Consider the following 15,565-nt stretch of genomic DNA (forward strand, 5'->3'; position numbering starts at 1 on the left):
AACAGCTAGTTTCAGGAGAGAAAGCACGATGGCAATCGAGGGAAGCAGTTCGGAATCTCGTCAGAAGCGGATACGGCTCGGCATGGTCGGCGGCGGCTCGGGCGCCTTCATCGGCGCGGTGCACCGGATCGCGGCGCGGCTCGACGACCACTATGAACTGGTGGCCGGCGCTCTGTCGTCGACGCCCGAGAAGGCGCAGGCCTCAGGCCACGAGCTCGGGCTAGACTCGGCGCGCGTCTACTCGGATTTCAAGGAAATGGCGATCCGAGAGGCGAAGCTCAAGAACGGCATCGAAGCGGTGGCGATCGTCACGCCGAACCATGTGCACTATGCTGCCGCCAAGGAGTTCCTGAAGCGCGGCATCCACGTCATCTGCGACAAGCCGCTAACCTCGACGTTTGCCGACGCGAAGAAGCTGAAGAAGGCGGCGGAGGACAGCGACGCGCTCTTCGTGCTGACGCATAACTACACCGGTTACCCGATGGTGCGGCAGGCGCGCGAAATGATCGCCAACGGCGAGATCGGCGCCGTCCGGCTGGTGCAGATGGAATATCCACAGGACTGGCTGACGGAAAATATCGAGCAGTCCGGCCAGAAGCAGGCGGCGTGGCGGACCGACCCGGCACGCTCCGGAGCCGGCGGCTCGACCGGCGATATCGGCACCCATGCCTATAATCTCGGCTGCTTCGTCTCCGGTCTCGAACTCGACGAACTGTCGGCCGATCTCGACAGTTTCGTCGGCGGTCGCCAGCTCGACGACAACGCCCATGTGATGCTGCGCTTCAAGGAGAAGGACGGTGCGCGGGCGAAGGGCATGCTGTGGTGCAGCCAGGTGGCGCCCGGCCACGAGAACGGCCTGATGGTGCGCGTCTACGGCACCAAGGGTGGTCTCGAATGGACGCAGAAGGACCCGAACTATCTCTGGCATACGCCGTTCGGCGAGCCGAAGCGGCTGCTGACGCGCGCCGGAGCCGGCGCCTCGGCGGCAGGGGCTCGGGTTTCGCGCATTCCGTCGGGCCACCCGGAAGGCTATCTCGAAGGCTTCGCCAATATCTACACGGAGGCCGCCCGCGCCATTTACGCCAGGCGAAACGGCGAGACCGTGGATCCGGCTGTCACATATCCGACGATAGACGATGGCATGAAGGGCATGGTCTTCGTCGATGCCTGCGTACGCTCGTCGCAGCGCAACGGCGCCTGGATCAAGGTCTGAGCCGCATCCGGCAAGTTCAGGAAAGGGCGGGGGTGCACCTCGCCCTTTTTTGTCGGGGTTGACATTTGCTGCGGCAGCTTTAGGCCACGCTCACGAACGAGAGCGGCATGGAAGACGCCTGTCTTTTCGCGCGCCCCGCTCTCCCATTGGAAACGAATGCAGCCGCGCCCCTTCCGACGCGCTGTGCAGACGACGGGACAACAACGATGATCGAAGCCAAGAAACTCGCAGAACGATTTCCGGGCGACTTCGTCTTCGGCGTGGCCACCGCCTCCTTCCAGATCGAGGGCGCCAGCAAGGCCGACGGGCGCAAGCCGTCCATCTGGGACGCCTTCTCCAGCATGCCGGGCCGCGTCTTCGAGCGCCACAATGGCGACGTCGCTTGCGACCATTACAATCGCCTGGAACAGGATCTCGATCTCATCAAGAGCCTCAGCGTCGAGGCCTACCGCTTCTCGATCGCCTGGCCGCGCATCATTCCGGAGGGCACCGGGCCGATCAACGAAAAGGGGCTCGACTTCTATGACCGCCTAGTCGATGGCCTGAAGGCCCGCGGCATCAAGGCCTTTGCGACGCTCTACCATTGGGACCTGCCGCTGGCGCTGATGGGCGACGGCGGCTGGACGGCGCGGACGACCGCCTATGCCTACCAGCGCTATGCGAAGACGGTGATCGCCCGGCTCGGTGACCGGCTCGATGCGGTGGCGACTTTCAACGAGCCGTGGTGCTCGGTGTGGCTCAGCCATCTCTACGGCATTCATGCGCCGGGCGAGCGCAATATGGATGCGGCGCTCGCCGCACTGCATTTCACCAATCTCGCCCACGGCCTTGGCGTCGCTGTGATCCGCTCCGAAAAGCCGGACCTGCCGGTCGGCATCGTCATCAACGCTCACCCGGTCTATCCCGGCAGCGACAGCGCCGAGGACAAGGCCGCGGCCGAGCGCGCCTTCGATTTCCACAACGGCGTCTTCTTCGGGCCGATCTTCAAGGGCGAGTACCCGGAGGGCTTCCTCTCGGCGCTCGGGTCCCGCATGCCGCTGATCGAGGACGGCGACATGACGACGATCGCCCAGCCGCTCGACTGGTGGGGCCTCAACTACTACACGCCGATGCGCGTTTCGCATGATCCGGCCGCCGGTGCCGAATATCCGGCAACGGTCAATGCGAAGCCGGTGAGCGAGGTGAAGACCGATATCGGTTGGGAGGTCTATGCGCCGGCGCTCGGGGCGCTGGTGGAAACCCTCAACGCCCGCTATACGCTTCCGGATTGCTACATCACCGAGAATGGCGCCTGCTACAATATGGGCGTCGAGAACGGCGTCGTCGACGACCAGCCGCGGCTCGACTACATCGCCGACCACCTGTCGGTCACCGCCGACCTGATTGCCAAGGGCTATCCGATGCGCGGCTATTTCGCCTGGAGCCTCATGGACAATTTCGAATGGGCGGAAGGCTATCGCATGCGCTTCGGCATCGTCCACGTGGACTACGAGACTCAGGCCCGCACGATCAAGAAGAGCGGCCACTGGTACAAGGCGCTCGCGGAGCAGTTTCCGAAGGGCAACCATAAGCCGGCCTGACTCCCAGCGCCGCACTGCGGGCGCAATCGTTCTACATAAAAAGAGTAGACTTTTGCGCCGGGCTCCCGCGTTAGGAAAAATCGTGCCTGTGAAACGGGAGGGGCGAAGGGCATAACAACCTAGACGAGGCGGCATGGCAGCCATGCCGCACGCGACCTTGAACCGACCGGTTGCCCGATGATAGAGAATTGCTCCCCGTTCCGAATGCGTTGTCGCAGGTCCGAGTGACCCGACACGCCTCCCGTCCAGCAACGTGACAGGGACGAGAGTTTCGAACATCCGAGAGCATCATGTATCCTGACATCCCTGTGATCCCTCCTGCGGAGGCGACCGGACAATGACTGTTTCAACTTCCCCTATTGAGACCGGGGATGCCGCCGTCGTCTTCGACGGCGTTTCCAAGCGCTTCGCGGCCTCCGGCCAAAGCGCTGCCTTCACGGCGCTGAACGACGTCAGCCTGACGGTTGGTCGCGGCTCGATCACCGGTATCATCGGCCGCTCCGGCGCCGGCAAGTCGACGCTGATCCGGCTGGTCAACGGCCTCGAGAAGCCGACAACCGGCAAGGTGCTCGTCGACGGCGTCGATGTCGGCGCACTCGACGAGGCGTCATTGCGCGACCTTCGACGCTCGGTCGGGATGATCTTCCAGCACTTCAACCTGCTTTCGTCGCGGACCGTTTTCGGCAATGTGGCGCTGCCGCTGGAGATCGCCGGCACGGATAGGCGGGCGATCGATGAGCGCGTGCGACCGCTCCTCGACCTCGTCGGTCTCGCCGACAAGCACGGCCGCTACCCGGCCGAGCTTTCCGGCGGCCAGAAGCAGCGCATCGGCATCGCCCGGGCGCTGGCGACCGAGCCGAAGCTGCTGCTTTCGGACGAGGCGACCTCGGCGCTTGATCCGGAAACGACGCAATCGATCCTCGAACTGCTGAAGCGCATCAATGCCGAACTGGGTCTGACGGTGCTGCTGATTACCCACGAAATGGAGGTGGTGAAGGCGGTCACCTCGGACTTGGCGGTGATCGACAAGGGCGAGATCGTCGAGCGCGGCCACACCTTCGACGTCTTCACCCATCCGAAGCACGAAACGACGCGGGCCCTTCTATCCGGACTGCCGGGCTCGAAGCTGCCGGAAGCCGTTGCAAGGGACATCAGGCCCGCTGCAGCGGCTGGCGACCGGGTCGTCGTGCGGCTGACTTTCTTCGGCGCGGCGGCCGAGCGGCCGCTGATCTCCCGGCTCATCCAGTCGATCGGCGCAGAGGTCAATATCATCGCCGGCACGATCGATGAGATCGGCGGCAAGCCCTATGGCTCGCTGGTCGTCGCCTATGGCGCGGATCCGGAAACCGCGGGGAGGGCGGATCGGTTCTTCGCCGAGAACGGCCTGGTGACGGAGGTGCTTGGCTATGTCGCCTGATCTTCTCATGCTCATCGGCAAGGCCACGCTCGACACGCTTCGCATGGTGGCGATCGCCGGTTTCGTCGGCGCGCTGATCGGCCTGCCGATCGGCATCTTCCTCGCCACCAGCGGCAAGGGGGAACTCTTTCCGGCACCCAATGTCAACCGCGCCGTCGGTCTTATCGTCAACGCCACGCGTTCGACGCCCTTCATCATTCTCGTCGTGGCGATCATCCCGTTCACGCGGCTCGTCACCGGCACCTCGATCGGCACCAAGGCGGCGATCGTGCCGCTGACCATCGCGACCATCCCGTTCTTCGCCCGCCTCGTCGAGGCGGCGATCCGTGACGTCGACAGGGGGCTGATCGAGGCGGCCCGCGCCATGGGCGCCACGCCGATGCAGATCGTCTTCAAGGTGCTGCTCGCCGAGGCCCGGCCGGCGCTGACGCTGGCGCTCACCATGACCATCGTGAGCCTCATCGGCTATTCGGCAATGGTCGGCGCCGTCGGCGGCGGCGGCCTCGGCGATCTCGGCATTCGCTACGGCTACCAACGCTTCATGCCCGACGTGATGCTGATCGTCGTCATCGTGCTGATCGTCTTGGTGCAGCTCGTGCAGAGCGCCGGCGACCGCCTGGCGCGCCGCTTCGACAAGCGCAGCCGCAAGACCTGACCCTTCCTCCCACACGCGACTTCCTTCAGATAACAAGGAGCCTCCCATGAAGAAAATCCTCCTCGCAGCATCGCTCGCCCTTGCCTTTGCGGCCGGGGCGGCCAACGCCGAAACCATCAAGGTCGGCGTGACACCCGGCCCACACGCCCAGATCATGGAAAAGGTCAAGGAAGTGGCGGCCGGCAAGGGCCTCGACATCGAGATCCTCGAATTCTCCGATTACGTCGTGCCGAACCAGGCGCTCGCCGATGGCGAGCTCAACGCCAACTCCTTCCAGCACAAGCCCTATCTCGACAATCAGGTCGCCGACCGCGGCTACGACATCGTCAGCGTCGCCTATACCGTCAACTTCCCGATGGGGGTCTATTCGAAGAAGGTGAACAGCCTCGAAGAGCTTGCCGAGGGTGCGACGGTCGCGATCCCGAACGACCCGACCAATGGCGGCCGGGCGCTGCTGATCCTCGCCGACAAGGGGCTGATCAAGCTTAAGGAAGGCGCCGGTCTCAAGGTCGGCCCCGCCGATGTGGCCGAAAACCCGAAGAACTTCACCTTCGCCGAACTCGATGCGGCCCAGCTTCCGCGCTCGCTCGATGATGTCGACGCTGCCGTCATCAACACCAACTATGCGCTCGAAGCCGGACTCGACCCGTCCAAGGACCCGATCGCCCGCGAAGGCGAGAAGGCGCCCTATGTCAATATCATCGCCGTCAACGGCAAGGACAAGGACGCGCCCTGGGTCAAGACGCTGATCGACGCCTACCACAACGACACGGTGAAGGCGTTCGTCAACGAGACCTTCAAGGGCTCGGTCATCGCCGGCTGGTGACCGCGGAATATCCCGAGGGCTGGCCCTCTCCCCGGGGCGAGGGGGTTCAGGAAGTGTCCATGCAAAGCCGCGCGTCCTGACGCGCGGCTTCCATTGATTGACGCAGGCGCAGCGCTATTCTTCCCGCTTTCGAGGAGGAAAGCACATGAAGGGTGGATGTCTGTGCGGTGCCGTGCGTTACGAGGCGAAGGGGCCACCGATCTATTCCGGGTTTTGCCATTGTCGCGATTGCCAGCGGGCAACCGGCACCGGCCATTGCTGCTACATGATTTTTTCGCGCGCCGATGTGGAGTTCACCGGCGAGCTCAAGCCCTATTCGAAATTTGCCGAGAACGGCAATGTCACGCTCAGGCATTTCTGCGTCACATGCGGCAGCCAGATATTCGGCTCCGGCCCGCTCGAGGATGATCGATGGACGGTCTATGCCGGGACGCTCGACGATCCTTCGCTGTTCACGCCGACAGATGCGGTCTTCACCCGTAGCCGCCAAGCTTGGGACAGGCTTGCCATTGTGCTTGACGAGTGTGAGACCCTTCCGGGCTGAATGCCGGCAAGTGGTCGAATTGACTTGCGCCACGGGAAGACTTTAATCCGCTGTATGTCCATAGCGCTTTCATCTGTCGATGAATCGCTGCTGTCCGGCGAGCAAGGCGGAGCGGCCGCCTTCGCCATGCGGCTGCTCGTCCGCTTCGCCGAGGCGGTCGGCGCGGAGCGTTTCGTCGACATCGAGGCGGCGCATATCGACGGCTGTCTCTATCTCGGCCAGGTGAGCCTCGACTTCGTCGAGCATCTGGTAAGCCTCGGGGGCCGCGTTCGCGTGCCGACGACGCTCAATGTCGGCTCCGTCGACCTTATCCACCCGGAGCTTTTTCATGGGAGCGACGAGGTCAGCCATGGCGGGGCGCGGCTGATGAGGGCGCATGAGGAGCTCGGCTGCGTGCCGACCTTCACCTGCGCGCCCTATCAAACGATCTTCCGGCCGCGCTTCGGCGCCCAGATCGCCTGGGCCGAATCGAACGCCATCGTCTTTGCAAATTCGGTGCTCGGCGCCCGTACCAATCGCTATGGCGATTTCATCGATCTCTGTTGCGCCTTGACCGGTCGTGCGCCCTATTATGGCCTGCATATCGGCGAGAACCGCCGCGCGCGCATCCTTGTGGAGGTCGAGAGCCTGCCCGAAGAATGGGCGGAAGCGGGGCTCGCCTGCGTCGCCGTCGGACATGCTATCGGCAGGCGCTGCGGCGACCGGGTGCCGGCGATCACCGGCCTGCCGGTCTCGACGAACGAGGACGATCTGAAGGCGCTCGGTGCGGTCGCGGCTTCCGCTGGCGCCGTTGCGCTCTTTCATGCGGTCGGGCTGACGCCGGAGGCGCCGACGATCGAGGCGGCCCTCCAGGGCAGGGCGCCGGAAGAGGTGATCCGGCTGAGGGCGGCGGACCTCCGGGAAACCGTGCACAAGCTTTCGACCGTCCCGGACGGAACCCCATTGACTGCCGTCAGCTTGGGCACGCCGCACTTCTCGCTCTCGGAGTTCGGGCGGCTGATGCCGCTGATCGACGGTTCGCGGCCGGTGATCGATGTCTATGTCAACACCCATCGGGCGGTGCTCGATGAACTGCAAAGACGCGGCTGGGAGGAGCGCCTGAGGGAGGCCGGCGTGACGCTGGTCATCGATACCTGCACCTATGTGACGGCGGTGATGCGCGACCTGTCCGGCGCCGTCATGACCAATTCCGGCAAATGGGCCTATTACGCGCCGGGCAATATCGGCGTCGACGTCGCCTTCGGCTCGCTTGCGGACTGCGTCGCATCGGCCCGGGCCGGAAAGGTGGTGCGGCTGTGACGGTGCGGCTCCGGGCAACAACGCTGGTCGCCGGATCGGCGGCGGCGGAAACCCTGGTGCTGTCGGAACCTTTAAGCTTCTGGGGCGGCCTCGACTCGGCGTCCGGCCGGATCATCGACCAGTGGCATCCGCAGAAGAACGCGGTGATGAGCGGCCGCATCCTGGTGATGCGGGCAGGGCGCGGCTCGAGCTCCGGCAGTTCGGTCCTGGCCGAAGCGCTTCGCCGTGGAACCGGTCCGGCCGGCATCGTGCTCTTGGCGCGCGACGCGATCGTCACGGTCGGGGCGATGGTGGCGGCCGAGCTCTATGGAAAGTCCTGTCCGGTGGTCCTCGCCAGCGAGGCCGACTGGATGGCGATCACCGGAGCCGGCTCATTGGCGATCGATACGCAGGACGAAGCGGCGATCGAGATTTGATGCGCCCCGCTGGCAGGAAGAAGGTGCCGGCAGGCGGATGAGTGGCGGACCGGACGGCAACCAATTCAGCTTCCCAAATGCCGCTCGCCGCGTTTCTTCGCCAGGGCGATCTGCCGCTGCCGCTCCCGGTAGCGCTCGCGGTCCTCGTCGGTGCGGATCTCGTGGCAATGGACGCAGGAGACGCCCTCTTCGTGAAGCGTCGACTGCAGGTCCGCCAGAGCCAGAGGCTGGCGGCAGGCGTGGCAGAGCGTATGCTCGCCCTCGGCGAGGCCATGGGTTACGGAGACGCGCTCGTCGAAGACGAAGCAGGCGCCGTCCCAGAGGCTTTCCTCCGCCGGGACTTCCTCGAGATATTTCAGGATGCCGCCTTTGAGGTGATAGACCTCTTCGAAGCCCTCTTCCTTCATGAAGGCGGTCGCCTTCTCGCAGCGGATGCCGCCTGTGCAGTACATGGCGATCTTCGGCTTGTTGTGCAGACCGGTGTTGTTGCGCACCCAGTCGGGAAATTCGCGGAAGGTCTTGGTCTTCGGATCGACGGCACCGCGGAAGAGGCCGATCGCCGTCTCGTAGTCGTTGCGCGTGTCGATGACCAGCGTGTCCGGATCGGAGATCAGCGCGTTCCAGTCCTTCGGCTCCACATAGGTGCCGACCACCTTGTTGGGGTCGATGGTGTCGACGCCCATGGTGACGATCTCCTTCTTCAGCCGCACCTTCATGCGCAGGAAGGGCATGGCCGAGGCCCGGCTTTCCTTGTGCTCGAGACGCGCGAATTCCGGTTGCGCGCGCAGAAAGGCGAGCACCGACGCAATCCCTTCGTCACTGCCGGCGATCGTGCCGTTGATGCCTTCGTGGGCGAGGAGCAGCGTGCCCTTCACGCCGCTGGCGTCGCAGACCGCCTGCAGCGGTTCGCGGAATTCGGCGAAACGCGCGAAGGAAACGAAATGGTATAGCGCGGCCACGAGAAACTGGCCCTGCGCCGCCGGGTGCGGTGTCGTGAACATGTCGGTCATGCGGGACGCAAATACAGCTTTCATCGGCCAAGCGCAATCGCGGCGGGCGGCAACCGAAAGCCCTTACCGGCTATCTCCCTGGTGGATGCCCGGTGCACTCCGGCCGGCTGCTCGTTCAGGACTGCCACCGCATGCTCGAATCTCGCGAAAGTCCCCGGTAAGACGACGACCCGGACCGAAGGCGCAGGTCATCGTTGCGCGACCAAGAGTCCCTCGGTGGCAAGCGCCTGGTTGGAATAGCGGCGGTCGCCGGTAATCTCTCGTCCGACCCAGGAGGGCAGGGCGGGCAAATCCGTTTCGCGCTTCATTTCGACTTCGGCGACGACGAGCCCTTCGAGTGCCCCTTCGTAAACGTCGACCTCCCAGGTAAAGCCCTTGTGCGGCACGCGGTAGCGGCGCTTCTCGATGACGATGCCAACGCCCTGGGCCAGCAGCTCGCGGGCGTCGTCCATCGGCAGGTCGTATTCGTATTCGTTGCGGACAAGGGCCGATTTGCCGATCTTGACGGTGAGGCGTGCCCATTTGTTGCCGTGGATCCGCACGCGCACCGAACGATCCTCCATGGTGACGATATAGGCCTGGCGCAGCCTGATCCCTCCGTCGGCGCGCTCCTTCCAGCCGTCGGAAGCGACCAGAAACTTGCGCTCTATCTCCTTCGCCATGAAATGTCCCGTCACTTCGAGAAGTGGAATGTCATGAAACTATCGGATTGTAGCAGAGGCTCAAGCCATGTCTTTGCGCCAAATCATATTTTGTCATTTGCTTGCATACGGGGCGGGAATGCGCGCGTCTTTCGGGCTCGACATTGATTGGCAGGAAGAGTATGCGAGGGGCGGATTCAATCGTTTTAAAGGACGCGGGCATGAGTGCGAAGACCGACAAGCTTCTTTCCATCCTCAAGCTGCAACCGGTTGTGCCGGTGCTGGTGATCGACGATGCGGCAACCGCTGTGCCGCTCGCCCGCGCGCTAGTGGCAGGCGGCCTGAAGGCGATCGAGATCACGCTGCGCACGCCGGCGGCGCTCGAGGCGATCCGCGCCGTGGCGAACGAAGTGGAGGGCGCCGTTGCCGGGGCCGGCACCATCCTCAACGCCGCGCAGTTCGAAGAGGCGGTGAAGGCCGGCTCCGAGTTCATCGTTACTCCCGGCACGACGCAGGAGCTGATCGATGTCGCCAATGACCACGCGGTGCCGCTGCTGCCGGGGGCGGCAACGGCCAGCGAAGTGATGGGGCTGCGCGAGGAAGGCTACGACGTCATGAAGTTCTTCCCGGCCGAACAGGCCGGCGGTGCCGCCTATCTGAAGTCGCTGTCCTCGCCGCTTGCCGGCACTTTGTTCTGCCCGACCGGCGGCATTTCGCTCGCCAATGCGCGCGACTATCTTTCGCTGCCGAACGTCGTCTGCGTCGGCGGATCCTGGGTGGCGCCGAAGGAGCTGGTTGCGAAGGGCGACTGGGCCGGCATTACCAAACTTGCCGCCGAGGCCTTCGCCCTCAAAGGATAACAGGCCAAACAGGCAACTCACAAGAAGCCGGGCTCCTGTCCGGCTTTTTCGTGTCCGGGGCGTATTTGTATTTTCGCCTTGCGGTTCCTATGTCTCACACCGCAACGACGCGGCGAGGCGAAAGCTTCCGCGCGTCAAACCTAAGGAGCGAGGCCGATGTTCGACGCGAAGAAATTGCTGGATCAGTTCTTGGGTTCGCAGATGCCCGGCGCCGGCGGCACGGTCGGCGGCCGCGCCGACCAGGTGACCAAGCTCGCCAAGGACAATCCTCTGGCGACCGGCGCGATCGCGGCGGTGCTGCTCGGCACGAAGTCGGGACGCACGCTGGCCGGCAATGCGGCTGTTCTCGGCGGCTTGGCGGCGATCGCCGGCCTTGGCTATCAGGCCTACAAGAACTACCAGGCCGGCCAGGCGCCGCAACCGGCGTCTTCAGCACCCGCACAACTCCCCGCACCGCCGGCCGATTCCGGCTTCGCGGCACCGGAAGCGCTCAGCAACGACTTCGCGCTGGTGCTCGTTCGCGCCATGATCGCTGCAGCCCGGGCGGATGGCCATATCGACGCAACCGAGCGCGGCCGGATCCTGGACAAGCTCTCCCTTTCCGGTCTTTCGGCGGATGCCGCGGCTTTCCTTGAAAAAGAGCTCGCCGATCCGATCGATCTGGACGCCATCGTCGCTGCCGGCAAGACGGAGGAGGAGCGGGTCGAGATCTACACGGCGTCGCGGCTTGCAATCGAGCCGGACGGCCGGGCGGAGCGCGGCTACCTCGATCTTCTAGCCGGACGGCTTGGACTTGCCGATGCGCTTGTCGACCATATCGAGGCGACGGTGTCCGCGGCGAAGGTTTCCATTTAGGCCGCAGGCGGAGCGGAGCACATCCGTTCCGCTCATGGTTCGATCACCAGTTTGAATTTGAAACCGGCCGGCGTCTGTCCTATTGCGAAGCAAGTGCAACGCAGGAGTGATCGATGCGCGATCTTGCCAAGTGGAAGGGATGCCCGGCGCCGCAGCCGGTCTCGATCGAGGGCCGATATGTCCGGGTGGAGCCCTATGACCGGGCGGCGCATCTCGATCCGCTCTGGCACGACGCCTTCGGCGGCTTAGCGATCAACCCGCTGCTCAAATATTTCACCCAGGACGATTTTTCGGGAATCGAGGCCTTCGACGCCTGGCTCTCGGCGGTCCAGACGAAGTCCGGATGGATCACCGAGGTGTTTCGCGACAAGGCGACCGGCAAGGTCGTCGGCATGGCGAACTATATGCGTGCTGACCCCGCCAACGGCGTCGTCGAGGTCGGCGGCGTCGCGCACGGACCGGCCATGTCGCGTTCGCCGCTTTCGACGGAAGCGCATTATCTGATGGCGAGGCACATTTTCGAGGACCTCGGTTATCGCCGCTACGAGTGGAAATGCCACAGCGAGAACCAGCCGAGCCGCACCACGGCGCTCAGGCTCGGTTTCACCTTCGAAGGCATTTTCCGCCAGCACATGATTTCCAAGCACGCCAATCGCGACACGGCCTGGTTTTCGATGATCGACAGCGAATGGCCGCTCCTCAAGGCGGCGTTCGAGGCCTGGCTTTCGCCGGAGAATTTCGATCCTGAGGGGCGCCAGAAGCGGCGGCTGGAGGACATCCGCGCGGACCTCGCGGCAAGGGAGCAAGCGTGAACACGCCGGAGAAGAAGGATAAGTCGCCGGCGATCGCCGCCGCCATCATCCTGGCGGTCGTCGGCATCGGCTTCTTCGTGCTGCCGTCGATCATGGTGCGGCTCGGCGACATTTCCCCATGGCTCGCCGCCGGCGTCGGGGCCCTCTTCGTGCTCGGCTTCTTCCTGCTCTTCTGGCTGCGCGCCCGGCATCAGCGGCGGAAGGGGCTTTGATACTGCCGGCGCAAAGCCACCTTGATGCAAGTGATTGCCCCTCACCCTAGCCTTCTCCCCGCGTGCGGGGAGAAGGTCGCGGCAGCGGGATGATGGGCCGCCTCGGCTGAAATTCTCCTGATCAGCCTTGCAGCGCGGCCCCCAGCAGAACAAGCCCCAGAACCAGCACCAGCAGCGCGCCGGCGATCTCGATGCCGTTCGAGAGGCGGGCCGCGGCCGATTGGCTGGAGGCGTAGCGGAGCGCGAAACCCTTGGCGGTGACGGCGAGGGTGGCGAGGATCGAGACGGTGATCGCGGTGCCGATCGACATGGCGAAGACCGAGAGCACGCCGCCGAGGTAGAGGCCGTTCAGGAGCGCGAAGGAAAGCACGATCAAGGCACCGGAGCAGGGGCGTAGACCCACGGCGACGATCGCCGACCAGGCTTCGCTGAGCGCAAAGCGGTCGCCCTTGAGCATCTGCGGATCCGGCGCGTGGACGTGGCCGCAGGTGGCGCAGACCTCGCTGGCGTCATGGGAGTGGGGGTGCTCATGGTGGTGATGCGAATGATCGTGGCCGTGATGGCCGTGATCATAGTGGCCATGATCGTGATGAGCGTGCTCGCGGTGGGCGTGGTCGCTGGCGGCCGGCCGCATCATCGATCGCAGCTTGCGGAACACCAGCCAGCCGCCGAAGGCGGCAATCAGCGCGTAGCTTGCGACCTCGAGCGAATGGGTTGCGCGTGTCATGTTGATCGAGGAGCCGCGCAGCACCAGATAGACGGCGCCGATCAGCAGGATCGCGACGACGCCCTGCAGGATCGAGGAGAGGAACGACAGGAGCACGCCGCGTTTCAGTTCCGTCTCGTTGGCGATCATATAGGAGGAGATCACCGCCTTGCCGTGGCCGGGGCCGGCCGCGTGGAAGACGCCATAGGCGAAGGAAAGGCCGATCAGCGACCAGAGCTGCCAGGGGTTCTCGCGCATGCCCTTGAGTGCCCCGGTCAGCAGCCGGTAGAAGCTTTGCTGCTCCATGTTCACCCAGGCGAAAAACCCGCCGAAGAGGCCCGTCGCTTGGATCGAAGGCTCGGCGGAGCCGATGCCGAGCGGCGATTGCGCCATTGCGAGCGTCGCCGAAAGGGCCGCCAGCAGAAGGCCGACGGCGAGCGGACCGCCGATCCTGCGCAGGTTCAGCATGTGACCTCGATCCTGGTTGCAAAGAGTTTCGACATGTCGGTCCCGGTCGGATCGTTCCAGAAGGCGTCGGTGAGCGTGTCCTTGTTCTCGGCCAGCACCTCGTCGGGGTCCGGCCGCACCACCTCATGCTTGCACGCTTCGATCTTCTCACCGATGACGGTCAGGTCATCGTCGGTCGGGAAGTCCATCGCCGTGTACATGGTCGGGTCGTAGACGCCGAAAGAGAGCTTGCCCTTGAGCGGCATCGCCTCGGCCGGCTTGACCGCGAACATCATCAAGAGCTGGTTGTCCTTGTAGTCGACGGTGATGCCGTCGGGCCGATTGACCTTCACGGATTTCCCGTTGTCGAAGATCGTCGTGTAGTAGTTGTACTCGGAGAGCGACTCCAGCACGGTCTGGCCGACCTCTTTCAGTTCCTCCGGATCGAGCGTGGCGTTGGAGTTCTTATCGAAGTCGAGCACGACGCTTGCCGAGAACAGCTCGTCGAAGCGCCAGACATTGCGCAACTCGCCGATGTTGCCCTGTTCGTCGGAGACGATTTCCAGCCGCGCCTCGGCAAAGATGTGCGGATGGGCGGCGGCGAGCCCGGGCGTCAGCAGGGTCATGAGGCCGGCCAGGACGAGGCGTCGTGTGTTCATCGAGCGGGATTTCCTTTTCGGTCGAAGCGGACCGTACGAATCGCCCCGGAATGTACCGCAAATGGGACGGAATTGGGACTTCGCCGGGCAAAGCGCTGGGCGCCTTCATTGCGTCTTGCGAAACCAGCCATGCAGGAAATCGACGAAAGTCCGCACCTTCGTCGGCAGATAGCGCCGGTGCGGATAGATGGCATAGATGCCGCGGTCCTTGGGCAGGTAGTCGTCGAAGAGCGTCACGAGCTCGCCGGACTGGACCCTCGGCCGGGCGATGAAATCGGGGAGGACCGCGATCCCGATGCCCGTCACCGCGGCGCGGGCTGCCGCAAGCGGGCTGTTGACCTCGATCGGACCGCTCACCGGGACCGAGAAGGGCGACCCGTCCGGCTCGATGAAACGCCAGTTCGAGTAGGACCGGCCGTTGGTGTCGAGGATGCAGGGTATCTTCGAGAGCTCGCTCGGATGCGCGAAGGGACCGGCCTTCGCCATGAAGTCCGGCGAGGCGCAGACCAGCACCTGGAAGTCGTCGAGCTTGCGGGCGATCAGCGTCGAGTCCTCGAGCCGGGTGATGCGGATCGCCACATCGAAGCCCTCCTCGACGAGGTCGATGAAGCGATCGTCGGAAACGATTTCCAGCGACAGTTCCGGGTGCTGCCGGCCGAAGTCGATCAACGACTGGCCGATCTCCGCATCGACGAAGGTCCGCGGCACGGTGATTCGCAGCCGTCCGCGCAGATCGGAATTGTTGGCGCGGACGAGATCGGCAAGATTGTCGATCTCCTTCAGGATTTCGGAGGCGGAGCGGTAATAGGTGTGCCCGGCCTCGGTCAGCGAGAATTGCCGCGTCGTCCGGTTGAGGAGCAGGGCGCCGAGCTCGTCTTCGAGTTCGCGGACATACTTAGACAGCAATGCCTTGGATTTGCCGACGCGCCGGGCGGCCGCCGAAAAGCCCTCCGCGTCCACGACATCGATGAAGGCGCGGATGCGGGTCAAAGTATCCATGATTCGTCTTTCTCTTCTGACCCGCGCGGAGCCGCAAAGCCCCGCCGAATCCCCGGCTTAGGTTGTCTCCGCGGCGCGCACCGGCGCGGCTGCAGTCGTTCATCGAAAGTGAACACGCCCGCTCTGGCCCGGTCCAGAAAAAATTAGCGGCGAAGCGGCAAAAAACTCTTGATTACGACAGCGAATTTTCTTACCTACGCCCTTGCCCAAAGTCGCACGTGCCTGTGGGTGTCCGCCGACCCTCGATTAGGTGAGGATCTCGGTAAGGTACCTGGAACTAACCCCTCCAGTCGCTATTCCGGCCAACCGGGAAATGCGAGGACATCTTGAAGCAACGACGGTGCGGGCCTTTCTGGTGTCTGCCGGCTCTCCAACAGCCGGGGTTACTGAAGAGGCACACCTTCATTGCCGGAA

The 15,565-nt window shown here is 64.1% G+C and carries 17 protein-coding genes; 12 read left to right on the plus strand and 5 right to left on the minus strand.

The window, feature by feature from the left end:
* Window positions 1-28: 28 nt before the first annotated feature.
* The 8 genes from CO664_RS02925 (at window position 29) to CO664_RS02960 (ending at window position 7,950) form a co-directional block, all read left to right on the plus strand.
* Window positions 29-1,213 (plus strand): Gfo/Idh/MocA family oxidoreductase, encoded by a 1,185-nt coding sequence (locus tag CO664_RS02925; protein WP_097537894.1) that lies wholly within the window; start codon window positions 29-31, stop codon window positions 1,211-1,213.
* A 206-nt stretch (window positions 1,214-1,419) separates the two neighbouring features.
* Entirely contained in the window at window positions 1,420-2,793 is a 1,374-nt protein-coding gene (locus CO664_RS02930; protein ID WP_097527605.1) for a GH1 family beta-glucosidase, read from the plus strand.
* 337 nt (window positions 2,794-3,130) lie between these two features.
* Window positions 3,131-4,210 carry a methionine ABC transporter ATP-binding protein gene (locus CO664_RS02935; protein WP_097537895.1) on the plus strand — a complete coding sequence of 360 codons (1,080 nt, stop codon included), beginning with the start codon at window positions 3,131-3,133 and terminating at the stop codon, window positions 4,208-4,210.
* Entirely contained in the window at window positions 4,200-4,865 is a 666-nt protein-coding gene (locus CO664_RS02940; RefSeq protein ID WP_037414349.1) for a methionine ABC transporter permease, read from the plus strand. Before CO664_RS02935 ends, CO664_RS02940 begins: the two co-directional genes overlap by 11 nt.
* 46 nt (window positions 4,866-4,911) lie before the next feature.
* Window positions 4,912-5,691 (plus strand): MetQ/NlpA family ABC transporter substrate-binding protein, encoded by a 780-nt coding sequence (locus CO664_RS02945; RefSeq protein WP_037414351.1) that lies wholly within the window; start codon window positions 4,912-4,914, stop codon window positions 5,689-5,691.
* Window positions 5,692-5,836: 145 nt separating this feature from the next.
* Complete coding sequence (locus CO664_RS02950) at window positions 5,837-6,235, plus strand: GFA family protein (protein WP_037414352.1); 399 nt, start codon at window positions 5,837-5,839, stop codon at window positions 6,233-6,235.
* Window positions 6,236-6,289: 54 nt separating this feature from the next.
* Window positions 6,290-7,534, plus strand: a complete 1,245-nt coding sequence (locus tag CO664_RS02955; protein WP_097527603.1) for an aconitase X catalytic domain-containing protein — start codon at window positions 6,290-6,292, stop codon at window positions 7,532-7,534.
* Window positions 7,531-7,950 (plus strand): DUF126 domain-containing protein, encoded by a 420-nt coding sequence (locus CO664_RS02960; RefSeq protein WP_037414357.1) that lies wholly within the window; start codon window positions 7,531-7,533, stop codon window positions 7,948-7,950. The genes CO664_RS02955 and CO664_RS02960 overlap by 4 nt, the downstream gene beginning before the upstream one ends.
* A 65-nt stretch (window positions 7,951-8,015) precedes the next feature.
* Here CO664_RS02960 and CO664_RS02965 read toward each other — a convergent pair whose 3' ends face one another.
* Window positions 8,016-8,960 (minus strand): rhodanese-related sulfurtransferase, encoded by a 945-nt coding sequence (locus CO664_RS02965; RefSeq protein WP_097537896.1) that lies wholly within the window; start codon window positions 8,958-8,960, stop codon window positions 8,016-8,018.
* A gap of 188 nt (window positions 8,961-9,148) precedes the next feature.
* Window positions 9,149-9,622 (minus strand): CYTH domain-containing protein, encoded by a 474-nt coding sequence (locus tag CO664_RS02970; RefSeq protein ID WP_037414361.1) that lies wholly within the window; start codon window positions 9,620-9,622, stop codon window positions 9,149-9,151.
* Between the two features lie 200 nt (window positions 9,623-9,822).
* Here CO664_RS02970 and CO664_RS02975 point away from each other — a divergent pair, with 200 nt between their 5' ends.
* From CO664_RS02975 to CO664_RS02990, 4 genes are all read left to right on the plus strand, one after another.
* On the plus strand, window positions 9,823-10,461 hold the full coding sequence (locus CO664_RS02975) for a 2-dehydro-3-deoxy-phosphogluconate aldolase (RefSeq protein ID WP_097527637.1): 639 nt from the start codon (window positions 9,823-9,825) through the stop codon (window positions 10,459-10,461).
* A 156-nt stretch (window positions 10,462-10,617) separates the two neighbouring features.
* Window positions 10,618-11,316: a tellurite resistance TerB family protein gene (locus CO664_RS02980; RefSeq protein ID WP_037414364.1), complete on the plus strand. Its 699-nt coding sequence runs from the start codon at window positions 10,618-10,620 to the stop codon at window positions 11,314-11,316.
* A gap of 113 nt (window positions 11,317-11,429) precedes the next feature.
* On the plus strand, window positions 11,430-12,128 hold the full coding sequence (locus tag CO664_RS02985; RefSeq protein ID WP_097537897.1) for a GNAT family protein: 699 nt from the start codon (window positions 11,430-11,432) through the stop codon (window positions 12,126-12,128).
* Window positions 12,125-12,340: a hypothetical protein gene (locus tag CO664_RS02990; RefSeq protein WP_037414368.1), complete on the plus strand. Its 216-nt coding sequence runs from the start codon at window positions 12,125-12,127 to the stop codon at window positions 12,338-12,340. Before CO664_RS02985 ends, CO664_RS02990 begins: the two co-directional genes overlap by 4 nt.
* 121 nt (window positions 12,341-12,461) lie before the next feature.
* On the opposite strand, the gene CO664_RS02995 is transcribed toward CO664_RS02990, so the two are convergent.
* The 3 genes from CO664_RS02995 to CO664_RS03005 form a co-directional block, all read right to left on the minus strand.
* Window positions 12,462-13,514, minus strand: coding sequence for a nickel/cobalt transporter (locus CO664_RS02995; protein ID WP_097537898.1), 1,053 nt, complete (start codon window positions 13,512-13,514; stop codon window positions 12,462-12,464).
* A complete protein-coding gene (locus CO664_RS03000; protein ID WP_097537899.1) occupies window positions 13,508-14,152 on the minus strand; it encodes a DUF1007 family protein in 645 nt (214 codons plus the stop codon). The genes CO664_RS02995 and CO664_RS03000 overlap by 7 nt, the downstream gene beginning before the upstream one ends.
* Window positions 14,153-14,257: 105 nt before the next feature.
* Window positions 14,258-15,151: a LysR family transcriptional regulator gene (locus CO664_RS03005; RefSeq protein ID WP_037414373.1), complete on the minus strand. Its 894-nt coding sequence runs from the start codon at window positions 15,149-15,151 to the stop codon at window positions 14,258-14,260.
* Window positions 15,152-15,565 lie beyond the last annotated feature (414 nt).

This window comes from Sinorhizobium sp. NG07B (assembly GCF_002532005.1).
Taxonomy (GTDB): Bacteria; Pseudomonadota; Alphaproteobacteria; order Rhizobiales; family Rhizobiaceae; genus Sinorhizobium; species Sinorhizobium fredii_C.